Annotated in this window: 25 protein-coding genes; 8 read left to right on the top strand and 17 right to left on the bottom strand. The window is 73.9% G+C overall.

Translation table 11 applies throughout. The features are described from left to right. Positions 1–63 precede the first annotated feature (63 nt). Positions 64–588, bottom strand: a complete 525-nt coding sequence (locus ACIBR0_RS18095; protein WP_396716938.1) for a GNAT family N-acetyltransferase — start codon at positions 586–588, stop codon at positions 64–66. Between the two features lie 111 nt (positions 589–699). Between ACIBR0_RS18095 and ACIBR0_RS18090 the strand changes: the two genes are divergently transcribed. Next, complete coding sequence (locus ACIBR0_RS18090; protein WP_396716936.1) at positions 700–966, top strand: hypothetical protein; 267 nt, start codon at positions 700–702, stop codon at positions 964–966. Positions 967–1,134: 168 nt separating this feature from the next. Here ACIBR0_RS18090 and ACIBR0_RS18085 read toward each other — a convergent pair whose 3' ends face one another. The 6 genes from ACIBR0_RS18085 to ACIBR0_RS18060 form a co-directional block, all read right to left on the bottom strand. Then, complete coding sequence (locus ACIBR0_RS18085; protein ID WP_396716934.1) at positions 1,135–1,428, bottom strand: DUF6510 family protein; 294 nt, start codon at positions 1,426–1,428, stop codon at positions 1,135–1,137. A 45-nt stretch (positions 1,429–1,473) separates the two neighbouring features. Further along, the gene (locus tag ACIBR0_RS18080) at positions 1,474–2,160 is read right to left on the bottom strand and encodes a ferredoxin reductase (protein ID WP_396717067.1); all 687 of its coding nucleotides are present in this window, start codon (positions 2,158–2,160) and stop codon (positions 1,474–1,476) included. 73 nt (positions 2,161–2,233) lie between these two features. Then, on the bottom strand, positions 2,234–2,833 hold the full coding sequence (locus ACIBR0_RS18075) for a sulfite oxidase-like oxidoreductase (protein WP_396716932.1): 600 nt from the start codon (positions 2,831–2,833) through the stop codon (positions 2,234–2,236). A 73-nt stretch (positions 2,834–2,906) separates the two neighbouring features. Beyond that, the gene (locus ACIBR0_RS18070) at positions 2,907–3,926 is read right to left on the bottom strand and encodes a TerC family protein (RefSeq protein WP_396716930.1); all 1,020 of its coding nucleotides are present in this window, start codon (positions 3,924–3,926) and stop codon (positions 2,907–2,909) included. A 179-nt stretch (positions 3,927–4,105) separates the two neighbouring features. Further along, positions 4,106–5,098 (bottom strand): glycosyltransferase family 9 protein, encoded by a 993-nt coding sequence (locus ACIBR0_RS18065; RefSeq protein ID WP_396716928.1) that lies wholly within the window; start codon positions 5,096–5,098, stop codon positions 4,106–4,108. Then, complete coding sequence (locus ACIBR0_RS18060) at positions 5,091–6,257, bottom strand: glycosyltransferase family 4 protein (protein ID WP_396716926.1); 1,167 nt, start codon at positions 6,255–6,257, stop codon at positions 5,091–5,093. Before ACIBR0_RS18060 ends, ACIBR0_RS18065 begins: the two co-directional genes overlap by 8 nt. A 74-nt stretch (positions 6,258–6,331) precedes the next feature. Here ACIBR0_RS18060 and ACIBR0_RS18055 point away from each other — a divergent pair, with 74 nt between their 5' ends. Continuing rightward, a complete protein-coding gene (locus ACIBR0_RS18055) occupies positions 6,332–7,498 on the top strand; it encodes a CaiB/BaiF CoA transferase family protein (RefSeq protein WP_396716924.1) in 1,167 nt (388 codons plus the stop codon). A 12-nt stretch (positions 7,499–7,510) separates the two neighbouring features. Here the strand turns inward: ACIBR0_RS18055 and ACIBR0_RS18050 are convergent, their stop codons facing one another. Further along, positions 7,511–7,915, bottom strand: a complete 405-nt coding sequence (locus ACIBR0_RS18050) for a DUF2267 domain-containing protein (RefSeq protein WP_357041864.1) — start codon at positions 7,913–7,915, stop codon at positions 7,511–7,513. A gap of 154 nt (positions 7,916–8,069) precedes the next feature. Between ACIBR0_RS18050 and ACIBR0_RS18045 the strand changes: the two genes are divergently transcribed. After that, positions 8,070–8,339 (top strand): DUF2795 domain-containing protein, encoded by a 270-nt coding sequence (locus tag ACIBR0_RS18045; RefSeq protein ID WP_396716922.1) that lies wholly within the window; start codon positions 8,070–8,072, stop codon positions 8,337–8,339. 73 nt (positions 8,340–8,412) lie between these two features. Then, complete coding sequence (locus tag ACIBR0_RS18040) at positions 8,413–9,012, top strand: DUF1345 domain-containing protein (protein WP_396716920.1); 600 nt, start codon at positions 8,413–8,415, stop codon at positions 9,010–9,012. Positions 9,013–9,231: 219 nt separating this feature from the next. Here ACIBR0_RS18040 and ACIBR0_RS18035 read toward each other — a convergent pair whose 3' ends face one another. The 3 genes from ACIBR0_RS18035 to ACIBR0_RS18025 are packed head-to-tail and all read right to left on the bottom strand — an operon-like array spanning position 9,232 to position 11,990. Further along, complete coding sequence (locus ACIBR0_RS18035; RefSeq protein WP_396716918.1) at positions 9,232–9,897, bottom strand: hypothetical protein; 666 nt, start codon at positions 9,895–9,897, stop codon at positions 9,232–9,234. Between the two features lie 41 nt (positions 9,898–9,938). Then, positions 9,939–10,910 (bottom strand): pirin family protein, encoded by a 972-nt coding sequence (locus ACIBR0_RS18030; RefSeq protein WP_396716917.1) that lies wholly within the window; start codon positions 10,908–10,910, stop codon positions 9,939–9,941. A 30-nt stretch (positions 10,911–10,940) separates the two neighbouring features. Beyond that, positions 10,941–11,990, bottom strand: coding sequence for a hypothetical protein (locus ACIBR0_RS18025; RefSeq protein ID WP_396716915.1), 1,050 nt, complete (start codon positions 11,988–11,990; stop codon positions 10,941–10,943). Between the two features lie 48 nt (positions 11,991–12,038). On the opposite strand from ACIBR0_RS18025, the gene ACIBR0_RS18020 reads away from it, so the two are divergent. Then, on the top strand, positions 12,039–13,049 hold the full coding sequence (locus ACIBR0_RS18020) for a MerR family transcriptional regulator (protein WP_396716913.1): 1,011 nt from the start codon (positions 12,039–12,041) through the stop codon (positions 13,047–13,049). Positions 13,050–13,067: 18 nt separating this feature from the next. Here the strand turns inward: ACIBR0_RS18020 and ACIBR0_RS18015 are convergent, their stop codons facing one another. Together ACIBR0_RS18015 and ACIBR0_RS18010 are read right to left on the bottom strand one after the other, a co-directional pair. Then, complete coding sequence (locus ACIBR0_RS18015; protein WP_396716911.1) at positions 13,068–13,658, bottom strand: hypothetical protein; 591 nt, start codon at positions 13,656–13,658, stop codon at positions 13,068–13,070. 463 nt (positions 13,659–14,121) lie between these two features. Then, a complete protein-coding gene (locus ACIBR0_RS18010; protein WP_396716909.1) occupies positions 14,122–14,442 on the bottom strand; it encodes a MazG-like family protein in 321 nt (106 codons plus the stop codon). Between the two features lie 126 nt (positions 14,443–14,568). On the opposite strand from ACIBR0_RS18010, the gene gdhA reads away from it, so the two are divergent. Both gdhA and ACIBR0_RS18000 read left to right on the top strand, forming a co-directional pair. Beyond that, positions 14,569–15,906, top strand: a complete 1,338-nt coding sequence (gdhA, locus tag ACIBR0_RS18005; protein WP_396716908.1) for an NADP-specific glutamate dehydrogenase — start codon at positions 14,569–14,571, stop codon at positions 15,904–15,906. Between the two features lie 125 nt (positions 15,907–16,031). Next, positions 16,032–17,402: a hypothetical protein gene (locus ACIBR0_RS18000; protein WP_396716906.1), complete on the top strand. Its 1,371-nt coding sequence runs from the start codon at positions 16,032–16,034 to the stop codon at positions 17,400–17,402. A gap of 92 nt (positions 17,403–17,494) precedes the next feature. On the opposite strand, the gene ACIBR0_RS17995 is transcribed toward ACIBR0_RS18000, so the two are convergent. The 3 genes from ACIBR0_RS17995 to ACIBR0_RS17985 form a co-directional block, all read right to left on the bottom strand. Then, positions 17,495–18,133, bottom strand: coding sequence for a hypothetical protein (locus ACIBR0_RS17995; RefSeq protein ID WP_396716904.1), 639 nt, complete (start codon positions 18,131–18,133; stop codon positions 17,495–17,497). A 13-nt stretch (positions 18,134–18,146) separates the two neighbouring features. After that, positions 18,147–19,931 carry a DUF4012 domain-containing protein gene (locus tag ACIBR0_RS17990; protein ID WP_396716902.1) on the bottom strand — a complete coding sequence of 595 codons (1,785 nt, stop codon included), beginning with the start codon at positions 19,929–19,931 and terminating at the stop codon, positions 18,147–18,149. A gap of 111 nt (positions 19,932–20,042) precedes the next feature. Continuing rightward, on the bottom strand, positions 20,043–21,278 hold the full coding sequence (locus ACIBR0_RS17985) for a glycosyltransferase family 4 protein (RefSeq protein ID WP_396716900.1): 1,236 nt from the start codon (positions 21,276–21,278) through the stop codon (positions 20,043–20,045). A 159-nt stretch (positions 21,279–21,437) separates the two neighbouring features. On the opposite strand from ACIBR0_RS17985, the gene ACIBR0_RS17980 reads away from it, so the two are divergent. Continuing rightward, a complete protein-coding gene (locus ACIBR0_RS17980) occupies positions 21,438–22,013 on the top strand; it encodes a low molecular weight phosphatase family protein (RefSeq protein ID WP_396716898.1) in 576 nt (191 codons plus the stop codon). Here the strand turns inward: ACIBR0_RS17980 and ACIBR0_RS17975 are convergent. Continuing rightward, positions 21,994–23,457 carry a polysaccharide biosynthesis tyrosine autokinase gene (locus tag ACIBR0_RS17975; RefSeq protein ID WP_396716896.1) on the bottom strand — a complete coding sequence of 488 codons (1,464 nt, stop codon included), beginning with the start codon at positions 23,455–23,457 and terminating at the stop codon, positions 21,994–21,996. The two genes, ACIBR0_RS17980 and ACIBR0_RS17975, sit on opposite strands and share 20 nt — an antisense overlap. Positions 23,458–23,933 lie beyond the last annotated feature (476 nt).

The raw sequence follows: 23,933 nt of genomic DNA, 5'->3' as shown, positions 1-23,933 counted from the left end.
CACCCCGCGTTGATCAAGGGGTTTGCGTCAGTTCCGGCGCGGACCCTGACGCGAACCCCTTGATCACCGATCGGGGGCGGTGATGGCCCAGCGTTCGTGGTCGCGCCAGGCCCCGTCGATGAAGAGGTAGTCCGGGGAGAAGCCCTCCAGCCGGAAGCCGAGCTTGCGGGCCACCGCCCGGGACGGCTCGTTGCCCGGTTGGATGTTGGCCTCCAGCCGGTGCAGGCCCAGCGCGGTGAACGCGTGGTCGACGACCAGGCCGATACCGGTCGAGGCGTGTCCCGTGCCGCTGAACGGCAGGAACGCGGCGTAGCCCAGGAAGCCGCCGCGCAGGGCGCCCAGGACGATGGCGCTGATGTTCGCGTACCCGGCGATCGCTCCGCTGGCCCGGTCGCAGATCAGGTAGCCGGAGTGGTCCCGGCGGCGCAGCTTGGCGAGGTACGCGGCGTACGCCGCCGGGTCGGCGGGAGCGGTCAGCCAGGGGTGGTGCAGGTCCCGGCTGCGCCGGGCGGCGGCGGTGAACTCCGCCTCGTCGCCGGGCCGGGGCCGTCTGATCCCGACCGCGCCGGCCGTCCGCAGGTACCTCACGGCGGACACTCTGGCCGGTCGGCCCGCCGGCTGTCCAACCGGAGGAGACGGCGGCCAGGTCTTCGGGTCTGGTCCGCCGGGGTCGGTCGGCTTGGGTCGTGCCGTCGCGGCGTGCCTGATGAGGCATCATTTCCCCCTGACGTGCCCGCCGACCGGCCCGCGTTCGACGACATCGGCCTGGCCACGTCGACGGACCTGCTGACCTGGGAGCGCCACGCAACCTCGCCGGTGCGCACCGCCGCCGGCCGCTGGTACGAGCGGCACGGCAACTCCACCTGGCACGACGAGGCGTGGCGGGACCCGTGGTGTTCAGGCGGGCGTACGCCTGGTGGTGGTGACCCTCGGCGCTGCCGGGTCGTACACCGCCACCTTCCCTGATCCCCTCCCCCTTCCATCTCCTCTTCATTCCGCGATCTTGCACTTTGTGCCGCGACAAAGGCTCTCGAAAACCTCATTCACGCGACCGAAAGTGCAAGATCGCGCGGGAGAGGGGGTGGGGACCGCGCGGGGAGGGCGCGGGGAGGGGGTGGGGTGGGGCGGGGTGGGTCAGAGCGGGCCCGGGTGGGGTTGGTCCAGGGGCATCGGGACCTCGAGGAAGGTCGTGCCGCGCAGGTCGAACCAGGCCCGGTCGGGGGCGCGGACCAGGCGCAGCATCACCTCGGTGCAGGCCGGGCAGCGCCCCACCAGCCCGGGTGCGTGGGAGTAGACCTGCAGCCCGGCCATGGGGCCGACCCTGCCGCAGTGGTCGCAGCGGCCGGTGGCGCTGCTCAGGTCGACGGCGAACAACTCCCGCAGCGGGCCGTCGAGCATGTTGCCGTCCAGGTACGACATGTCGGTCATCGCGTTCTCCTCCTCCAGGTGCGGCGAACCGGCGACAGGCGAACGTCAGCCGGTCGGACCGAACCGCTCGGTCTTCACCCGCCGGGGCTGGTGACGCAGCCCGACCAGCAGGTCGGCGACCGTCTCCACGAACCCGGTCGGCCCGCACACGTAGCAGAGCGGTTCCAGGTCGGGCGGCCAGCCGTGACTGTTGACGTCCGCGAGGCCGACCCGGTGCGGCTCGCCCCGCCAGCCCACGGGCGCCTCGCGGGTGTACACGTACGCCACGTCGAGGCCGAAGTCGTCGCGGGTGCGGCGGCGCAGCTCGTCGGCGTAGATCACGTCGGCCGGGGTGCGCACCGAGTAGAGCAGCCGGAACGGGACCCGGCTGCCGGCGGCGCGCCGGGCGCGGACCATGGCCATCAGCGGGACGACTCCGGAGCCGCCCCCGACGAGCAGGACCGGCGCGGTCTCCTCGGGCCGCCAGACGAACCAGCCGCCGACCGGGCCACGCACCTCCACCGGGTCACCCGGCGCCCACGTGTCGAGCAGGTACGGCGACACCTCGCCGTCGGCGACCCGCTGCACGGTCAGCTCGATCCGGCTGCCGTCGGCGGGGCCGGCCATCGAGTACGACCGGGCGGCCTGGTAGCCGTCCGGGGCGGTGAGCCGCACGTCGAGGTGCTGCCCGGGCAGGTGCCCCGGCCAGTCGGGCACGTCGAGCACGAGGGTCTGCGCGGTCGGGGTCTCCATGCGGCGCTCGACGAGCCGGGCGACCCGCCACCGGGCGGGGCCGCGCGCCGGGGTGTCCGCCACGACGGCCCGCTCAGTCACCCTGGTACCGCTGCTCACGCCACGGGTCGCCGTAGTCGTGGTAGCCGGCGGTCTCCCAGAAGCCCGGCTCGTCCTCGACGGTGAGGCGGATGCCGCGCACCCACTTGGCGGACTTCCAGAGATACAGGTGCGGCACGAGCAGCCGGGCCGGGCCGCCGTGCTCGGCGGCCAGCGGCTCGTCGTCGTAGGTGTGCACCACCCAGGCCCGGCCGTCGCGCAGGTCGTCCAACGGCAGGTTGGTGGTGTACCCGCCGTACGAGTGGGCCTGCGCGTAGTCGGCCGCGGTGTCCACCCCCTCCAGGAGCGTGTCCAGTGAGACACCGCGCCAGGAGGTGCCCAGCTTGGACCAGCGGGTGACGCAGTGGATGTCCGCCGTCAAGGTCTCCTGCGGCAGCGCCGTCATCTCGTCCCAGGTCCACCGGAACTCGGTGGCGGTCTCGGTCGCGACGACGAACTCCCACGTGTCCACCGGAACCCGCGGTGTGGGTCCGGCGGACAGCACGGGGAAGTCCTCGGTCAGGTACTGCCCCGGCGGCAGGGCCGGCTCCGCCGAGCGGGGCCGGCCCTGGAAGCCCGGTGACACGATTCCCATCCGTCAGTCGTACCACCCGCGGCGGGTGCGCCGCGCCCTCTCGACCGGAAACCGGCCGACGGGGCGGACCACCTCAGCGGTGTTCCACGACCACGTCCTTCTCCTGCGACACGGTGGTCCGGGTGGCGCGCAGGCTGGTGATGGTGACGATCACCAGCACGCCGATGATGACGCCGAGCGAGGCCAGCGTCGGGATCTCGGGGACGCCGGACCAGATCCCGTGCGCCCAGTGCAGGCCCAGTTTGACGCCGATGAACGCCAGGATGATCGCCAGGCCGTAGCTGAGGTGCACCAGACGGCTGAGCGCGGCGTGCAGGACGAAGTAGAGCGCGCGCAGGCCGAGCAGGGCGAACGCGTTGGTGGCGAAGACCAGGTACGGGTCCTCGGTGATGCCGTAGACCGCCGGCACCGAGTCGACGGCGAAGACCACGTCGGTGGCGAGCACGGCCACCGTGACCAGCGCCAGCGGCGTGAGCGCCCGCCTGCCGTCGACCCGGACGGTCAGCTTCGTGCCCTGGTACTCGTCGGTCACCGGCATGAACCGGCGCAGCAGCTTCACCGAGCGCATCTTGCTGATGTCGACCTCCTGCTCGTGCCCGGAGAGGGCGTCGCGCAGCAGCTTCACCGCGGTGGCGATGAGGATGATCGCGAAGAGCAGGAAGGCGAAGTCGAGGGTCTGCAACGCGGCGGCGCCGAGGGCGATGAAGATCGCGCGCAGCACCAGCGCCCCGGCGATGCCGTAGAGCAGGACGCGCTGGGCGAGCACGGCCGGCACCGCGAACGCGGCGAGCAGCAGCATGAAGACGAACAGGTTGTCCACCGAGAGGGACTTCTCGACCAGGTAACCGGTCAGGTACTCGATGCCCTGCTGGGACCCGTAGCGGGACCAGATCCACGCGCCGAAGGCCAGCGGGAGGGCGACGTAGAACGCCGACCAGCCCAGCGCCTCACGGATCGACACCTCGTGCGGCTTACGGGTGACGAGGAAGTCCAGGACCAGCAGCGCGAGCACGCCGGCGATGGTGACGCCCCACAGCGTGGGGGTGCCCACCGAAGTGATCTCGGTGGCAGCAAGATATGACGAACCGGACATAGGGCCTCCTCGAACACCGTGTCATGTTCGAGGTCTCCTTCACCCACACATCGTGGGCAACCACCCGGGGAAGGCTCTGAGGCCCGCCGTACTGACCGGAATGGTTCGTGGGAAGTACTCCCCTCGCCGCCACAAGGTTAGGCCAGGCTCATTGGCCCGCCAAGCGGGGCACGCCGGTCTCACGTGCCGCCGGTGACCGCCGCGAGGACGGTGTCCACGTCCAGGTCGGCCATGCACGCCGGTCCGGCCGGGTCCAGCGGGCACCGTGCCTGCCACCAGCAGGGCTGGTCGGCGATCGCGGTGGGCCGTCGGTACGCGCAGTCGGGCAGCCCCTGGAGGTCGAGGTCGCCGGTCCCGTACCGCCGCGCGTCGGTGGGCCCGAACAGCCCGACGGTCGCGGCGCCGGCCGCGGCGGCCAGCCGCACCGGTCCGGTGTCGGGCCCGACCACCACGCCACCCCGCCGGCCCACGGCGGCGAGCTGCCCGGCGAGGGTGGGCAGGTCGACGCGGGGCAGCGGCACACCGAGCGGCGCCTCGGGGTCGACCGGGCCGACGGTGAGCACCGGGTGGCCGCGCCGGGTCAGCTCGCCGGCCAGGGTCCGCCAGTGCCGCCACGGCCACCGTTTCACCGCCATTCCGGCGTCGGTGACCAGCACCACCGGCGGCGCGAGCGGCTCACCCACCAGCCGGGCCACGGTCCGCTCCCCCGCCCGGTGCGCCTGGTCGCCGACGTGCACCCGGGGTCGGGCCGCCCGGTCGGCCGGGTCCAGCAGCCCCTCGGCGTGCAGGATCTCCAGGTAGCGCTGGCCGACCGGCTGGTCCGGTGGCGGGTCGCGCCACAGGTTCGTCACGGCGTGGGTGGCGGCGGCCTCCAGCAGGTCCGGGATTCCGTCGTAGCGGGTGGTGCTGACCGCCAGGTCGGGTCGCCGCGCCGCGAGGGCCGCCAGGACCGCCTCCCGCTCGGCGCCGGGCCGGTCGTGTCGGGGCGTGCGTACCTCGGCCACCGCCGGGTCGACGCGCACCAGGCCGGCGCCCGGGTCGTGGGTGAGGACCCGCAGCCGCGCGCCCGGGTTGCGGCGGGCCAGGCCGTGCACCGCCGGCAACAGCATCAGCAGGTCGCCGATTCCGCCGAGCAGGTCGACCACCAGGATGTCCGCGTACCGGTCAGGCACCGGCCCACCCCAGGGTCTGCGCGTACAGGTCGCGGTGCGCGGCGGCCACCCGGGGCCAGGAGTACGCAGCGGCGAACGCGCGTCCCCGCTCGGCGAGCCGTCGCCGCAGGACCGGGTCGGCGAGCAGCCGGGACACCGTACGCGCGATCGCACCGCTGTCCCGGCATGCCCGGACCACCGCCACCGCCCCGCTGCGGTGCAGGTCGTCCGCGTCCTCCTCGGGCACCGTGACGGCGGTCGGCACGCCGTGCGCGAGCGCGGCGAGCAGGGCCCCGCTCTTGGTGCTCACCCCGGCGGTGAACGGCAGCACCGCCACGTCGGCGGCGTGCAGCACCGCCGAGACCCGCTCGCGCGGCACGTGGTCAGTGAAGGTCACCGCGCCGGCCACGTCGTGGTGGGCGGCGAGCGCGGTCAGCTCGGCACGGAACGCCCGGGCCTCCGGCTCGGGCAGCGCCTGCGAGGCGAAGCCGCCCACCACCAGCAGCCGCAGGTCGGGGTGGGTGCGCCGCAGGTCGGGCAGCGCCTCGATCAGGTACCGCACTCCCTTGACCGGGTGCACGAAACCGAAGAAGACCAGCACCGGTGCGCCCTCGGGCAGGCCCAGCTCGGCCCGCAGCCGGTGCCCGGCGGTGGCCGTGCCGGTCCCGTCGACGACGTTCGGGGCGATCGGGACGTACGTCGGCTCGCGTCCGGTGCGCTCCCGTACCAGGGCCGCGTGGCCCGGGTTGGTGACGACCACCGCCGCGCTGGCCGGGACGAGCCGACCGGTCTCCCGGTCCCAGCGCCCGGTCCGCTCGACCCGGGACCAGAGGCGGCCGGGCAGCCAGCCGGGCCACGCCCACCCGCCGTACTCGTGGACGGTGGTGACCAGTGGCATCCGGCGGGGCAGCCGCAGCGGCAGCAGGCCGGCCTGGCCGCAGAACCGGTACGCCGACGGCGCGAACTGCACGTGCGCGAGGTCCGGGGCCAGCTCACGGACCCGGCGGGCGGCCCGGGCGGCGGCCACGCGCCAACCGCCCCGCGCCCGGGTCGGCCGCAGCGGCACCGGGGTCACCTCGACGTCCACCTCGCGCAGCGCATCGACCAGGTGCGTCACGTAGTCACTGACGCCATCGGCGTCGGGGCGGCCGGGGCCGTGCAGCATGGCCACCCTGATCACGCCACTCCCCCGATCCACCCCATGAGCGTTCCCCGCCCCTTACCCGACAAACGCCGAGCGCCTATGGTGGCCCGATGACGGACGACGCGGTGACCGGTCCCCTCGCCGGCGTACGGGTGATCGAGCTGGCCGGCATCGGGCCGGGCCCGTTCACCGCGATGATGCTGGCCGACCTGGGCGCCGACGTGGTCCGGGTGGACCGGGTGGGCGACGTGAACCCCTCCGCGTTCGGCACTCCGCACCCGGACCTGCTGAACCGGGGCCGCCGCTCGATCGCGGTGGACCTGAAGTCGGCCGGCGGGCGGGAGGCGGTCCTCGCGCTGCTCGCCGACGCGGACGCGCTGATCGAGGGTTTCCGGCCGGGCGTGACCGAGCGGCTCGGCCTGGGACCGGCCGACTGTCACGCGGTCAACCCCCGGCTGGTGTACGGGCGGATGACCGGCTGGGGCCAGGACGGGCCGGCCGCGCCGTACGCGGGGCACGACATCGACTACCTGGCGCTGACCGGGGCGCTGCACGGCATCGGCCGGGCCGGGGAGCGCCCGGTGCCGCCGATGAACCTGCTCGGCGACTTCGGTGGCGGCGGCATGATGCTCGCCCTGGGCCTGGTCTCCGCCCTGTACGCGGTGCGCGGCGGCGCCCCCGGCCAGGTGGTGGACGCGGCCATTGTGGACGGTGTCGCGGTGCTCGGCACCCAGATCCACGCGCTGCGCCGGATCGGCATGTGGCAGGACCCGCGCGGGGTCAACCTGCTCGACGGCGGCGCCCCGTTCTACGACACGTACGAGTGCGCCGACGGCAGGTACCTCGCGGTGGGCGCGCTGGAGCCGCGCTTCTACGACGAACTGGTGCAACGCACCGGGTTCCCGATGCACCCGGACGAGGCGCTGGACCGCACCGACCCGGCGAACTGGCCGGCGCTGCGCGAGTCGTGGGGCCGGCTCTTCCGGACCCGCACCCGGGACGAGTGGACGGCGCTGCTGTCCGCGTCGGACGCGTGCGTGGCGCCCGTCCTGGACTGGACCGAGGCGCCGGAACACCCGCACCTGGCCGCACGTGGCACGTACACCGAATCCGACGGCGTCCTCCAGCCGGCCCCGGCGCCGCGCTTCTCCGGCACCCCGACGGCTCTGCGCCGGCCGCCGCCGCAGCCCGGCGAGCACACCGACGAGCTGCTGGCCGAGGTCGGCTTCGACGCCGAGCGCATCGCCGCCCTCCGCGCGAGCGGCGCCGTCGCCTGAGGCGCGTACCGGTCAGGAGTAGCGCAGGGTGGCGCCGGGCGCCATCGCCGGCTCCACCACGTCCCGGTAGTCCCGTGGGAACTGCATCGCCACGTCGTCGAACTCGGCGCCGGTGATCGCCTCCCGGAGCGTCGTGAAGACCGCCCGCGCGGCGTCCCGGGCCGTCTCCTCGTCGACGTGGGCGCGCGCCGCCACCCGGGCCACGAACTCCGCCGCGCCGAAGCGCTCCGCCGCCTCCCCGCCGCCCTTCACCACCACCTGCAACGGCTGGGGCAGCTGCGCGGCCAGGTCCAGCACCTCGCCGCCGGTGAGCCGGTCGGCGAGCGTCTCCAACGTCGCCCGGGTCAGCTCCACCGCCTGCTCCGACGACGAACCGGTGCGCCTTGCCACCTGGACGATGAAGGTGTCGTAGTTCATGGGTACTCCCTGAGGGCTGGGCCGGGGCTGGCGGTTACCCGCGGCCGGGGTCGGGAAACGGCCCCGGTTTTTCCGGTACCGGCGGCGTGAGACCCGGGCGGACGGGTAACCGCCGCCGGTCGTGACCGCATCGATGCCACGAGGAGCCGACACCATGGCGAGCTACGCCGACGTGCTGCAGTACCTGTCGAGCCTGGACTACCCGGCCGAGAAGGACGACGTGGTACGTGAGGCCGAGCGCGAGGGCGCCCCGCCGGACGTGCTGAAGGCGTTGCGGGCGTTGCCGCCGGTCGACTACGCCAACGGCAACGAGGTGGCCCGCTCGGCGGGGATCGACGCCGCGCCGGAGGTCGATGCCACGCAGCGGAACCTGCAGGCGCGGGACCCGCACACACGGGTATCGCAGCACCTGCGCGGCATCTGAGTGACCCGGGCCCGCGCCGGCCGCCTGACCCGTGCGTGACGGTCACCCTCCTGCCGCCGTCCAACTCACCGTCATGGCGCTGGTCGGCGTGCTGGCCGGTGGCGCCACGCTGGTGCTGGCCGGCCCGATGCTCGCGCCGCTGGTGGGCTGGGACGCCGCCGCGCTGAGCTGGCTCGCGCTGGTGTGGCACAAGCTGTTCCCGCTCGACGCCGCGCGGACCGCCCGGCTGTCGGTACGCGAGGACCCCAACCGGGCCGTCCGTGACGTGCTGCTGCTGGCCGCCTGCCTGGCGAGCCTGCTCGGGGTGGGGCTCGTGGTGACGAACGCGCACCGGGCGCCGACGCTGCTCTCCCGGAACGCCTTCGGCGCCGTGGGCGTGCTCACCGTGCTGCTGTCCTGGTTGGTCGTGCACACGGTGTTCGCCGCCCGGTACGCACGGATCTACTACACCGGGATGCAGGGCGGGGTGGACTTCAACCAGCCGGTGAGGCCCTGCTACTCCGACTTCGCGTACCTGGCGTTCACCGTGGGGGCCACGTTCCAGGTCTCCGACACCACGCTGACCAGCAACGCGATGCGCCGCGCGGTGCTGGCGCACTCGATGCTGTCCTACCTGTTCGGGGCGTTCGTCATCGCGGCGACGGTGAACCTGCTGGCCGGCCTGCCGAAGTGAGAGAGCTGGACAGGCGGGCGCCCCGGGTCGCGAACCGCGTCCCGGGGCGCCACCCCACGAACCTGTCCCCGATGCTGAAGACCCCGAACCGGGGCCTCACCACCAGGCGGTTGATGTACGCCCGAACCAGGCGGGCATCACTGCCGGGACCATCATACGACGAGATATCATCCGAACGGGTAACAGTTTCAGAACTGTGGGCCGACGCACGTTCGGGCGTCAGGTGCTCAACTCCGCGTAACTCTTCTCCAGGTCCACCCGCGCGAGCGACCCCACCAGCCAGGCGAGGCGTTCGGACTCGCCGCTGCCGGCCAGTCCCGCGAGGTCGTCGGCGGACCGGCCGAGCCCCAGCCGACGGGCCGCGACGAGCGCCCGCCGGTCGGCGACCGGAGCGACCTCCCGCCACAGCGCCTGCGCCTCGCGGAGGAACAGGTCGGCGACGGCGGCGTCCACACCGGGCAGCGTGGTGAGCAGTTCCCGCTCCCGGGCCGGGTCGTGGTGGGCCACCGCCCGGAGGCGGCGCAGGTCGCCCCGGTACCGCTCGACCACCGTGCGGGCCAGGTCGCCCAGCGTGTCGGCGAGGGCGTCGACGTCACCACGCTGACCGCACTCGCGTAGCACCCGGACCCGGTCGGCGTGCAGGGACCGGGCCAGCCGGGCGGCACTGTCCCAGCCCTGGGCGGGCAGGGCGTGCGCGCTGTCCACGGCACGCCGGAAGTCGCCCCGGCGGGCCAGCAGCACAGCCAGGCAGAGGATCTGGAACAGGCTCGAGGGGTTGTTGGTGACCCGGAAGCCGTACTGCTCGGCGAACCCGCGCCCGCCGCCGGCCAGGCGGCGGACCAGGCGCTTCTTGTCCTCGGTACGGGACATGGCGATGGTCGGCATGCCCGGCGACTACCCACCGCGGGGCCGGCCACGCCTGCCGGTCAGCCGTGCAGGCCGCCGCTGCGGTCGCGGGCCTTGAGGCGGGTGGTGGGCAGCTCCGGCGCGGGCAGCGGCGGCGCCGGGTCGTCGGCGACGGTGCCGAACCGCCGCCCGGCCATCCAGTCCTCCCGCGCGGCGACGACCTCCTCGTGCGAGCGGCCGACGAAGTTCCACCACATCACCAGGGGCTCCTCGAACGGTGCGCCGCCGAGCAGCAGCAGCCGCGAACCCGGCTCGCCGCGCAGGGCCAGCTCCGTGCGCCCTCTGCCGAGGTAGAGCAGCGCGCCGGGCTCGACGCCCACCCCGTCCACCTCGGCCGAGCCCGACATGGCCAGCAGCCCGTACTCGAAGTCCCGCCGTAGCGGCAGCGTCGCCGGCGCCGCACCACGCAGCTCCAGTTGCGCGCCGAGCAGCGGGGTGTGCACGACGGCCGGGGACCGCTCGCCGGCCAGCTCACCGACGAGCAGCGTCACGTCGAGATCGCCGTCGACGAAGCGGGGCAGGTCGGCGTGGTGGGCGAAGTCGGCCGCGCCGGCCCGCGCCGGGTCCGGCAGGGCCACCCACAGCTGCATCCCGTGCATCAGCGGCGGGCGCACCTGCGGCGACCGCTCGGAGTGGGTGATGCCGTGGCCGGAGGTCATCACGTTGAGCTGGCCGGGCCGGATCGGCTGGACGTTGCCGAGGCTGTCGCGGTGCAGGATCTCCCCGTCGAGCAGCCAGGTCACGGTCTGCAGGCCGCTGTGCGGATGCGGCGGCACCTCCATGCCGGGGCGCTGCGAGACGTCGGCCGGACCGAAGTGGTCCACGAAGCACCACGCCCCGACCATCCGCCGCTGCCGCTGCGGGAGCAACCGGCGCACCGTCGTGTACCGCCCCAGTGGCACGTCGTGACCCGGCAGCAGGACGCTGCCGGGGTCGACCGTCGCCACGCCGGGTGGTCGGGTCTCCGCCGGCATCTTCTCGGTACGCTCCACGGCCCGACTCTACGCGGCACGCGGCCCGCGTCACCGGCTCCCGGACGAGCTCCCGCCTCCGGTGCTGGCCCGGTCAGCCGCACCCACGGTGACGGTGTTCGCCCCGGCGACCAGGTCGAGGAACAGCCGGTCGGGGAGGCGGTCCCAGCCGGGTGAGCCGAGCAGCGCGCCGGCGGCCACGCCGTCGGTCCGCTCGCCGTGGACGGCGACCGCACCGGCCCCGGCGGCGGCCCGGACCCGTACCGGCGGGGTGCCGGGGACGACGACGTCGAAGCGGTTCACCCCGCCGGTCATCCGCACGGTCACCGTGCCGGTGATCTCGGGCAGGCGCAGCTCGGTGGTCGTCGCCCCGCCGGCCAGTTCCACCCCGGCCAGCCGGGCGGCGGTCAGGTCCAGGCGCTGCTCGGTCACCCCGCCGGCCAGCCGTAGCCGCCACGTCACCGCGGCGTTGAGGACCACCTCCGCCGTACCCGGACCGGGCCGTCCGCTCGGGGCGAACCGCAGCCGGACGACGTCGGCGCGTACCTCGGCCTCCGCCCGCAGGCCACCATCCGAGGGCGTGCCGATCCGGTACAGCTCGTCGCCCAGGTCCTCGACCCGCAGGTCGAGCCGGGTCAGCCCGTCCACCAGCTCGAAGGTCGCGCGTCCCCGGCCGGCCAGGGGCGCCGTGGCGACCTCGCCCGTCGCGGTCTCCTGGGCGGACGCCTCGGCCGCCGCGCCCAGGCCGCCCGGCTCGGCCGCCGGCCGCCCGGCCGGCCCCGTCCGTGGCCCGGCCGGTTCGCCGCCGGAGAACGCGACACCCAGCCGCTGCGGGTCGGAGAGCGTCACCACCACTGCGACGCCGCCGAGGGCGAGCACCGCCAGCGCCGCCGCGATCAGCACCCGTGCCGTGTACGGCCACGCCGGCCGTTCGGCGTCGTCCCTTCCGGGCTTCCCGGCCGGCTCCTCCACGGCGTCCGGCACAGGTGTCGGGCGGTCACCGCCCTGCGCGCCCGGACGGCGGTTCTCCTGGTGCCCCGACGCCGCCATCGTCTCCCCTTTCACGGTCCCCGCGAGAAGGTACGGGTGCGACGCGCCCACGGATCACTCCTTGCGTCTCCCGTCGGGGGAGACGCAAAGCTGGAGGGCATGGACGGCGACGCGCTCCACTCGATAGGTGACCTGGCCCGGCGTACCGGCCTGACGGTCAAGGCCATCCGGTTCTACTCCGACCACGGGATCGTGCCGCCGACCGGCCGCACCCCGGCCGGCCACCGCCGCTACGGAACCGAGGCCCTCGCTCGTCTCGACCTTGTCCGTACGCTGCGCGAACTCGGTCTGGACCTGTCCACGGTGCGCAAGGTCGTAGACCGGGACGTGTCGCTTCCGGAGGTCGCGGCGGCGCACGCCGATGCGCTGACCGTGCAGATCCGGACGCTGCGCCTGCGGCGTGCGGTGCTGACCGCGATCGCCCGACGCGGAACGACTCCCGAGGAGATGGATCTGATGCATAGGCTGACCCGACTCACGTCGGACCGACGACGGCAGTCGGTGGACGAGTTCCTCGACGCCGTCTTCGGCGGGCTCGACGCGGACGGCGGGTTCGCCGGGATCATGCGTTCGATGACCCCGGACCTGCCGGACGATCCCGACGCCGACCAGGTCGCCGCGTGGATCGAGCTGGCCGAGCTGTCCCGGGACCCGGACTTTCGTGCCGGCCTGCGACGGGTGGCCGAGCACTACGCGGACGACCGCGTCGCGGGCGGTGCCACCGGGGTACGCCGCGACGCCCTCGTCACGGTCCACGAGGAGGTACGCCCGGCTCTGGCGGCGGGCATCGACCCCGCCGCGCCGGAAGCGGATCGCGTCGTCGCCACGGCCCTGGCCCGGTACGCGGACCTCTGCGGCCATCCCGACGGCGTCGACCTCCGGCGGCGGCTGCTGAGCCGGTTGGAGGCCGCCCGCGACCCGCGTCGGGAGCGGTACCTCCACCTGCTCTCGGTCGTCAACGGCTGGCCGGCGGCCACGGACAGCCTCCTGCCGGCGGTCGACTGGCTCCTCCGAGCCCTGCAGACGCGCCCGCTCCCCTCGACCGTGTCCGGAGACGCCGCTGGCCGGCACCCGTTGTCGGGTGCCGGCCAGCGGCTTGGTTCCCCCTGAGAGGAAGGTCTGTGATGGTCAGCTGTTCCAGTGCTCGGTGACGAGGTCGGCGGCCTGCTGCTCCCACTGGGCGTAGTGGTCGGGGTAGGCCGACACCTGGACGGTCTGCGCGGCCTCGGTCAGCGGCATGTCCTGCCAGCCGTCGACCTGCTTCAGACCCTTCAGGAACGCCATCGTCGAGTACTCCGGGTCGGTGATCTGCTCGACGGTGCCCCAACCCGAGCTCGGACGCTGCTGGAACAGGCCCTGCGAGTCGTGGTCGTTGCGCTCACCCAGGTGACCCAGGTTCTCCAGCTTCGACTCCTGCAACGCGGTCGCGATCGACACCACCGCGGCACGCTCGTCCATGTCGGCCTTCTTCGTCGCCGCGATGATCGCCTTCACGTTGCCCACCTGCTCATCCGACAGGTCGATGCGCGACTGCTTGCCCTGCACACCGTGCGGAATCAGCTTGCCGGTGTCGGCCTTGTCGGCCTGCACCGCAGCCGCGACCGGCGTCGACTCCACCATCGGAGCGGCGGCGTGCGCGGCAACCGGGCCGGCGAAGACGCCACCGGCGAAGGCCAGACCAGCGATACCCAGAACGCTCTTACGCAGGATCGTGTTCATGGGGAAGCTCCTTCGGGGGTCAGCACCCTGGGCCGAGGGGGATCGGCCGTACGGGGTGCAAGGCACCATCCGGCGCTCTAAGGAAGTTCGGGGGATCGGCACACGCTCGTCGAGCAGGGGGTTGCTCGTCCGCGGTGCCAGGGGGATGTAACGACCGGCTGCCCGCCGTCATTCCGGGGCCAGGAACCCGCGCCTGGGGGCTGCGCGTCCTGCTCGATCGTCTGCCATGTGTAACGACCCCCGGCCGGCCACGATTCCGCGGCCGGGATACCCCCGGCCACACCCCCGAACCGGACACCACGCCACAGACCACGCGCACCGCAGCCGCCCGGGCGGCCGTAACGGCGACAACTTCGGGGAAGATGTCCCCTCCCCCGTGCCGCAGCCCGCAACTTCCCCGAAGTTGCCGCCCTTTCAGCGCCGGCGTGGGGCATGGGGCGCGGTGGGCGACCGGGGCGGGGGGTCAGGGGGAGGGTGGGAGTAGGCGGGTGCGCACCTTTGTCACGCATTCGTCCAGGACGGTGCGGGCGTCCAGTCCGAGGCTCTCGATGGCGACCAGGGCGGTGAACGCGACGTCGGCGAGTTCCGCCGCGACGTCCTCGCGGGTGTGCGTGACCCCCTTGCGCGGGTTCTGCCCCACCATGCCGATCCAGGCGCCGGCAACCTCGCCCGCCTCCTCGCTCAGCTTGAGGATGCGGCAGGTCAGCTCGGCCTGCCCGGTGCCGTTGGCGGCGTCCAGCCAGGCACGGGCGGCACGGGCGGCGTCCCAGATCGTCTCGTCCACGCCGACACAGTAGAGCCGGTCGGTGAACCGGACGGGGGTCGCGGGCCGTACCCGGGGGCGGCTCGGCGCACGTACGCCGACGCGGGCGGCAACGGGGCCGCCGGGGACCGAAGGGACGTGTCGGTGATGCCGGAGACCGTGGAGACGGTGTTCGCGAGCGTGGTGGCCCGCAACCCGGGCGAGCCGGAGTTCCACCAGGCGGTGCGGGAGGTGCTGGAGAGCATCGGCCCGGCCCTGGCCCGGCACCCGGAGTACGCGGAGGCCCGGATCGTCGAGCGGATCTGCGAGCCGGAGCGGCAGCTCATCTTCCGGGTGCCGTGGGAGGACGACCACGGCCGGGTGCGGGTGAACCGGGGTTTCCGCGTGGAGTTCAACAGCGCTCTCGGCCCGTTCAAGGGTGGCCTGCGTTTCCACCCGTCGGTGTACCTGGGGATCGTCAAGTTCCTCGGCTTCGAGCAGATCTTCAAGAACGCCCTGACCGGGCTGCCGATCGGCGGGGGGAAGGGCGGCGCGGACTTCGACCCCAAGGGTCGCTCGGACCGCGAGGTGATGCGGTTCTGCCAGAGCTTCATGACCGAGCTGTACCGGCACATCGGGGCGCAGACCGACGTGCCGGCCGGCGACATCGGGGTGGGCGGACGGGAGATCGGCTACCTGTTCGGGCAGTACAAGCGGATCACCAACCGGTACGAGTCGGGAGTGCTCACCGGCAAGGGCCTCGGCTATGGGGGTGCGCAGGTACGCCGGGAGGCGACCGGGTACGGGGCGGTGTTCTTCGCCGAGGAGATGTTGCGGCAGACCGGGGACGGCCTGGACGGCAAGCGGGTGGTGGTGTCCGGCTCGGGCAACGTGGCGATCTACGCGATCGAGAAGGTGCACCAGCTCGGCGGCACCGTGGTGGCCTGTTCGGACTCGACCGGGTACGTGCTGGACGAGAAGGGCATCGACCTGGAGCTGCTGCGCGAGCTGAAGGAGCAGCGGCGCGCCCGCCTCGACGACTACGTACGCCACGTGCCGCACGCGGTGGCGGTCTCCGGTCGTACCGTCTGGGAGGTGCCGTGCGACCTGGCGCTGCCGTGCGCGACGCAGAACGAGATCGGCGGCGCGGAGGCCGCGGCGCTCGTGGCCGGCGGCTGCGTCGCGGTGGTGGAGGGCGCGAACATGCCGACCACCCCGGAGGCGGTGCGGATCCTCGGCCGGGCCGGGGTGCGGTTCGCGCCGGGCAAGGCGGCCAACGCCGGCGGGGTGGCGGTGAGCGCGCTGGAGATGCAGCAGAACGCCAGCCGTGAATCGTGGACGTTCGCGACGTCGGAGCAGCGGCTGCGGGAGACGATGCGGGACATCCACGCGCGCTGCTGGGCGACCGCCGAGGAGTACGGGCTGCCCGGGGACTACGTCGCGGGGGCGAACATCGACGGATTCCGGCGGGTGGCGGAAGCGATGCTGGCGCACGGCCTGATCTGAGCGGCCGGTCAGGCAGCCATTGACATCGGTGGAACGGCGTGCCTAGTTTCAGGTCCCTACCGGCCGGTAGGCACCCGTCCCGCCCGCCTCACCACCGGGCGACCACCGTCCCAGGGAGAGCGACGATGCCGTCCTCAACCACCCGCACCCTTCGTCGCCTGCTCGGCGCCGGCGTGGCCCTGGCCGTCGCGGTCGGCCTCGCCGGCTCCGCGCCGGCCTCCGCCGCCGGCGACCGCCACTCAGACGGTACGCAGCCACTGCCCGGCTACACCATCAGCAACCCGCCCCTGGCCCCCCTCGTCGTGGGCGGCGTGCCGACCACCGTCCGGCAGGGCGTGCACCGGCACGCCGCGTACATCGTCGAGGTCCCGGCGAACTGGAACGGCGACCTCGTCATGTGGGCGCACGGCTACCGGGGCCAGACCACGGTGCTGTCACCCGAGGCGCCCGCCTTCGACCTGCGGCAGCGCCTGCTGGAGCAGGGGTATGCCTGGGCGGCCTCCTCGTACACCCGCAACGGCTTCGACATCCGCTCCGGCGTGCTCAGCACGAAGGACCTGGCCGACCACTTCGCCCGGCTCGTCGACCGTCCCCACCGGACGTACCTGGCCGGGGTGTCGATGGGTGGCTACATCATCGGCCGCTCGCTGGAGCAGTACCCGGGCTACTACGACGGCGGCCTGCCGATGTGCGGCGTCCTCGGCGACCACGAGCTGCTGGACTTCTTCCTGGACTACAACCTCGCCGCGCAGGCCCTCGCGGGGGTACGCGCGTACCCGACGCCGCCGGACTACCTGACCAATGCGGTGCCCCGGATCCAGGTGGCGCTGGGCCTGACCGGGATCAGCCCGACCAACCCCGCCATCACCAACGACCGGGGGCGGCAGTTGCGCGACATCACCGTCAACCGCTCCGGCGGGCCGCGCCCGGGCGCCGACGCGTCCTTCGCGATCTGGAAGGACTTCCTCTTCGGGATCAGCGTCACCAACGGGGGCGACTCCCCCGCCGAGCGCCCGGGGCAGCTCGCCACGAACCTGTTCACCCGCTACAGCCCGAACTCGCCGGTCGACGTGAACGCCACGGTGCAGCGGGTGGCCCCGGAGAACCTGTGGCAGCGGCTCTCGCCGACGCTGACCGAGGTGCCGCGGATCGCCGGCCGCCCCACCGCGCCGGTGGTCAGCCTGCACAACCTCGGCGACCTGTTCGTGCCCTTCTCGATGGAGCAGGCGTACGCACGGGACGTCGCGAAGCACGGCCGCAGCCGGCTGGTCGTGCAGCGGGCGATCCGCGCGGCGCAGCACTGCGAGTTCACCCCGACGGAGGCCGGCACCGCCTGGGACGACCTGGTCTCCTGGGTACGCCAGGGCAAGCGGCCGGCCGGCGACACGGTGACCGACCAGGCGGTGGTGGCCGCGCCGGACTACGGCTGCCGGTTCACCGACCGGGCGGCGTACGCGGCCGGCGTGGGCACCCGCCGTCTCTACGGGGCCTGCTGATCCGGGTCCCCGACACGAACGGCGGCGCCCGCCGGAGTGATCCGACGGGCGCCGTCTGTTCGCGTCCGGGCCCTGCCCGGAGCGGGGTCAGGTCAGTGGGCGGCCCCGCCACCGAACCGGTGCCGCCGGCGCCAGGCCAGGCTCAGCAGCAGCATCACCGCGCCGGCACCGAGCAGGCCGCCACCGACCTTCATCGGCGTGCCCAGGCTGTCACCCGTGACGGGCAGCGCGGGCTGCTTCTTGCGCAGCACGCGCAGCGAGGCGGTGTCACTGCGCCGGGACTCCTGACCCACCGCGCTCAGGATGAATCGGCCCGTCACCGAGGGCTTGTACTCCTCGACGCGGAAGTCCCCGTTCCCGTCGGTGACCGCCTCGATGGTGCGCTCGACCGTGCCGGGCTGCGCGGCGACCGTGGTCATCGCCACGGCGGACCCGTCGCTCCGCCGGGCGTTCTGCGCGCCCGCCGCCAGCGGCGTGTAGGAGACGGTGATCACGACCCGCTCGTTCGGCCCGAAGTTGTCCCCGATGATGTCCACCGTGTCACCGAGGAAGATCGTCGGATCGCTGACGGTCAGCCTCGCGGCGCCGGTTCCGGGTGGGTAGACCGGCGGCTGCGGTGTTGCGGTCGTGGTCGGCGGCGGCTGTTGCGGCTGGGCCGCCCCCGCCGCGGTCGGTACGGCCACCACGGCCAGACCGACCGTGAGCGCCATGATGATGCGGGATAGCCGCATGATTGGTTCCCTCCTACTGGTCACAGCTTGGTGCGGTAACAACTTGGGTGGTCCACGGGGTGGCGGTGGGGGTCAGCCACAGCTCGGCCGAGCCGCTGCCGGTGCTCGCCGTCAGCACGGTCGTCTCCAACGTGCGGGTGGCGCCGGGTCCGACGTCGACGTTCGTGGTCACGGTGTGCCGGTTCCGCTCGCTGTCGGCACCGACGGCCACCTCGACCCCGTCCAGGCGGGTACCGAGAACGGCCCCGCCGGCCGGGCTGTGCACGGACACCAGCGTCCGCACGGTGTACGGGTCGCCCGCCAGGCCGAGGCCGAGGACGGACGTGCTGAGTCCGGACTTCGGCGCCGACGAGTGCAGGGTGACCCGTAGCCGCAGTTCACGCCGGCCGTCCGACCGGCACTCGCCCACGGTGAGGGTGGCCGTGGGCCGGAGGTAGTAGCCGAGCTTCGCGCCGCTGCCGTCGTTGAGGAACACGCCGACCGTCGGCACGGTGTCCTTCTCCGGAAGCACGCCGGCCATCCGGCTGTCGCCGAACATCCGCTGTTCCTCCGGTCGGGCACTCCAGAACAATATCCGGCGTTCCCGGACAGCGCGGTCGAATGCGGACATTAAGCCACGAGGGTTGACATTGTTCTTAAATAGGGTGTCGAAGACCGCGGCCCCCGCCGTCGCGAAGAACTGGTCCTGCTGGCGGGTGTCCAGCCGCTGGTACGCGTCACTGAGCAGGGCGCGCACCACGGTGTCGGTGGCCAGCGGGACGCCGTCCGGCACGAGCACCGGCCCGGTGGCCTTCAACAGGTACGACAGCACCACCGGATCGACCGCGAGCACCCCGTCGACGACCGTGCCGGTCCGGCGCCGGAACATCTCCCGGTACAGCGCGGCGGCGGTCGGGAAGTGCGGGGTCAGGTTGACGTCGGCCGGATACATGCCCGGCAGGTCACCCCACGCCGCGCGCACCTCGGGAGGCACGGCGAGCGGCGGCGTGAAACGGGCCAGCTCGGCGCTCGACCCCTGGCGCCCCATCCGGACCCGGCCCGCGTCGGCGTGCAGGACCGCGTACGCGCCGATCATGCCGCCGGTGGCCCGCAGTTCGGCGGGGTTCTGGGAGACGAGGAGGTAGCTGCGGGGACCGTCCACGCCGAGCAGGGGCGGGAGGACCCGGGCCGCCTGGTCCGCCGCGGCGGTCAGACCGGCCAGCCGGTCGATCTCCGTCCGCAGGTCGGTCAGTGCCTGCGCCACCTGGCTGACCAGCCCGCCGGTGGGCACCGCGGCGAGGTCCGCCCGGGTGGCCTGCACGGCGTCGTCGACCGTGGCCATTTCCGTCGAGACGGTCCGCAGGCGGCCGACGTCCAGCCGCCCGGCCCGGGGCAGCAGACTGCTCAGATCGGTCCGCAGCAGCGCCGGGAACGCCTGCCGGGACAGCTCGTCGATCGCCACCGCGATCTGTCGAACGGCGGCGAGGTTGTCCCCGGCGAACGGCGTCTGCCGGCCGAGCCACCAGCCCGGGTCGCCGGTCGCCGCCCGGGCCGCCGCCGCCTGCTCCTGGAGCGCGGCGAGGGTCCGCTGGGCGCGGTCGGTGTCACCGCTCACCACCTGGGCACTCAGGTCGCGGGCCAGGCCCGCGGCGTTCAGGAGATGGGCGCGGGCCTGCCAGCCGCGTACGCCCACCCAGCCCCCGGTGAGCAGCAGCAGCGACCCGACCACCAGGCCGGCGAGCAGGGCCCGGCGCAGGCGTGCCCTGCGGCGCCGACGGGACCGGCCACGTGGACGACGTCCGCTCTCGCTCTCCGTCACACCACACACTCCGTTCGGCAAATCAGACAGGAAGGCACATACTTCTTGGACGTTCCCAGCAGGTAACGATCGAGGACGTCGAAATATGACGCCCCGACCGTTATGTGAGGATCACTCGTGGGTCGCGCGCGTGGCGGCACGCCCGCCGGCGACGTCGTACAGCAGCCGCTCGACGCGGTCCACGCCCGCCGGCATGGCCATCTCGCGCAGGTACGCCTCCCGGCCCCGCCGACCCATGTCGGCCCGGGCGGGTGCCGGGATGGTGGCGGCGAGCCAGAACCGGTCGGCCAGCGTGGCCCAGTCCTCCGGCGGGCAGGACAGCCCCGCCCGGACCCGCTCGACCACCTCGGCCGTGTCACCGCCCGCGGAGGCCACCACCGGGGCGGCGCAGGAGAAGGCGGCCTGGAGCTTGCCGGGCAGGGTGCCCCGCAGCTCGGGCAGGTCGCGCAGCATGACCAGCTGGTAGTCGGCCGCCGCGTACAGGTCGGGCATGTCCAGCGGCGAGCGGCGCTCGACGAACCGCACGTTGTGGGCGCCCAACTCGGCGGCGAGCCCCCGCACCCGCCGCTCCTCGGGCCCCGACCCGACCAGGACCAGGTCCATCGTGCCGTCCAGGGCCGCCGCCGCCCGGACCGCCGTCTCCAGCCCCTGCCGCGGGCCGATGGTCCCCGCGTGCATGACCACGCAGCGCCCCTCGCGGCGGACGAGCCGGCGGGCCGCCGAGCTGGCCCGGGCCGGATGGAAGATCCGCTCGTCGGTCCAGTTCAGCACGACCTCGACCCGGGACGGGTCCGCGCCCGCGGCGACCACCAGGTCGCGCAGGCTGGGCGCGGCCACCGCGACGCGGTCCGCGGTCCGATAGGTACGCGCCATGGCCGCGCCCAGTCGCTCCGCCCACTGCCGGTTCCCGGTGTCGGCCGGCTGGTCGGCGGCCCAGACGTCCTGCACGTGCAGCACGGTCGGCACCCGCCCCAGCAGACGCAGCAGCCCGGCCGCCGCGAAGGCCGTGGCGGGCGGCTGGTGGACGTAGAGCGCGTCCACGCCGGCGAGGAACCGCGGCCCGACCAGCGCGACGCTGCCGGCGAAGGAGAGGTACGCCGCCGTCCGGCCGCGGCTCGACGCGTCCCCGCCGGTGTAGCGCGGCACCCGCCGGACGGTGAGCCGTTCGCTGTGGGTCTCGTGGCGCCAGCGCTGCCGCCAGCCCGGGTAGACGTGCCCGCCCGGGTAGTCCGGGAAGCCGGTGAGCACCCGCACCTCGTGCCCCCGGCGGGCCAGTTCCTCGGCGAGGCTGCCCGGGATGAAGGCCGGTTCGGGCGGGAAGTGGTACGACAGGATGCCGATCCTCACCGGTTCACCTCCGACGACCGGCGTCGTACCGGCGCGGCAGCGTGCGGGACGGGCCCCGCTCCCGCGTACGATGCGGACAACCCCTCCGCGTCCGGCCGCCGCCGGATGCGCGGCGTCGCGGCCGGACTCCCCGCGACCGCAGTCACGAGAGGGGTCGACATGGTCGACCGGGTTCTGTTCGTGTGCCACGCCAACCTGTGCCGGTCACCGATGGCGGAGTACATCGCGCGTCGCCTGCTGGCGGACCAACCGGTGGTGGTGGGCAGCGCCGGCACCGACGCCCACGACGACCTGGCGATGCACCCGTACGCGGCGGAGGTGGCCGCGGGCACCGGTGCCGACCCCCGCCTGTTCCGCAGCCGCCGGTTGCGCCCGGAGCATCTGGCCGGTGCGACCCTCGTGCTCACCGCGACCCGGCGGCAGCGGTCGGTGTGCACCGCGCTCGCCCCCGCCGCCCTGCACCGGACGTTCACCCTCCGGCAGTTCGGCCGGCTCGCCGAGGCGGCCGGCGCCGCCCCGGACGCGGCGGAGCCGGCCCGGGGCGGCACGGCCGGCCCGCTGCGTGCGGCGGTCGAGGCGGCCGCCCGCGCCCGGGGGCGGCTGCAACCCGCCGCCCCCGACGCCGACGACCTGCCGGACCCGCTGGGTGGGTCCGCCGCCGACTTCCGGCGCTGTGCCGAGGAGATCGAGCGCGTGATGCGGCCCCTCGCGGTGCTCATCGGGACAGCCGGGTGAGTTCCTGCGTCCGGTCGCCGACGTCGCCGGGGTCCAGGTGCTCCGCGTGCCGGGGCCCGGCGCCCCGCTCGGCGTGCACGGGCGTCGTCTCGGCCGCCGCGACGACCCGGTACGCCTCGTACTGGTACGCGTCGGCCTTCGGCACCTTCGCCATGTTGAGCACACAGCCGAGCAGCCGGACGGAGACCGAGTGCAGGGACCGCGCCGCCGCGGCGACCTGCGACCGGGACGTCCGGCCCTGCTGGGTGACCAGCAGCGCGCCGTCGGCCTGGACGGCCACCACGACGCCGTCGGTCACGGCGAGCAGCGGCGCCGTGTCGATGATGACGATGTCCGCCGACTCACGGAGCGCGAGCAGCAGGTCCGCCATGGCCTTGGAGCCGAGCAGTTCGCTCGGGTTCGGTGGGGCCGAGCCGCTGGGCAGCACCAGGAGCGACTTGTCGCCCCAGCGCTGCACCACGTCGCCCACCCCGACGTCGCCGACCAGCACGTCGGTCAGGCCGACGCCGGCGTCCAGCCCGAGGTAGTCGCCGACCTTCGGGCGGCGCAGGTCGGCATCGACGAGCAGGACCCGCCACCCCGCCTCGGCCAGCGCGATCGCCAGGTTGCAGGACAGGGTCGTCTTCCCCTCGCCCTGGAGGGCGCTGGTCACGGCGATGACCCGGGCGGGCTCGTGCACGTCGACGAAGCGCAGGTTCGTCCGCAGCTTGCGGACCGCCTCGGCCCGGGCCGAGTTCGCCGCGTCACCCACGATCAGCGGCGACGCCTTCGCGCTGCCCTCGAACGGGATCTCGCCCAGCAGAGGGCCGCCGGTGGCGCGCTGGAGACCCGCCGCGTCCCGCATCCGCACGTCGGCGAGCCCACGCAGGATCGCCAGGCCCACGCCGGCGAGCAGGCCGAGCAGACCGCCGAGGGTGAAGTTGCGGACCGGCTGGGGGGACACCGGGGTGGACGTGACCCGCGGCCCGCTGACCACCTCGATACGGATCGGCCCGGCCTTGCCGTCGGAGGTCATCTCGACCTTCCCGACCAGCTCGACGAACTTGGCCGACAGGGTCTCGGTCACCCGCAGGGCGCGGTTCTGGTCGGTGTCGGTCACCGACGCGCGCAGCAGGACGGTCCCGGCCTCGGTGGAGGTGGAGACACGCCGCTGGACCTGCTCGGCGGTCAGTCCGACCGGGTTGTCGGCGACGACGCTCTGCGCGAGCCGGTCGCTGGTCAGCAGCTCGGCGTACGACTTCACGCGCTGCTGGAGGAACAGGCCGCCCTGGTAGGCGTCGGTGACGCCCTGGCTCGGTGTGGTGACGAAGAAGGTCACCGAGGCGACGTACCGGGGCTGGGCCCGGACGGTGACGAGGGTGGTCACGCCGAGCGCGACCATGACCGTGAGGAGCACGATCCACCAGTGGCGACGCACCAGGCGGAGTTGGCGGTACAGGTCCATCAGGCGCGCCTCCGTACCAGGCCGGTAACGCCAAAGAACTTCACGAAAACCCCCAAGGTCGACTTAATCTCGTGAAACCATTAAAGCGCCTCATGCGCCTTATGTCCGGAGTTACGCATTTTCGCCAAGGGCTGCGCTCCGCATTACCAACCCCGCAGAGCGAGGCGGGGTGTCGGTACGACGGAAATTGAGTCGACAGTTCTCGAACGCGGGCACGTGACGTACCGGCGGAGGGTCTTCAGGTGGTGCGGTGCGCGGCGGACGGACGCCGGGCCGTGCGGGGGTCACGCGGGCGGCGGGCCGCGAAGGGAACGGCGGCGGGCGGCGGCGGCGCGGGGTCAGGGGCGGCGGGGCCGGGCCCCCCCGGGGCCCGCCCCCCCCCCCCCCCCCCGGCCCGCCCCCCCCCCCGCCCCCCCCCCCCCCCCCCCCCCCCCCCCCCCCCGCCCCCCGGGGGGGGCCCCCCCCCGCCCCCCGGG

Source organism: Micromonospora sp. NPDC049497 (genome assembly GCF_044465805.1).
Taxonomy (GTDB): Bacteria; Actinomycetota; Actinomycetes; order Mycobacteriales; family Micromonosporaceae; genus Micromonospora.
Note: the sequence above shows the minus strand (reverse complement) of the source record. Positions and strands in the feature narration are given on the sequence as shown.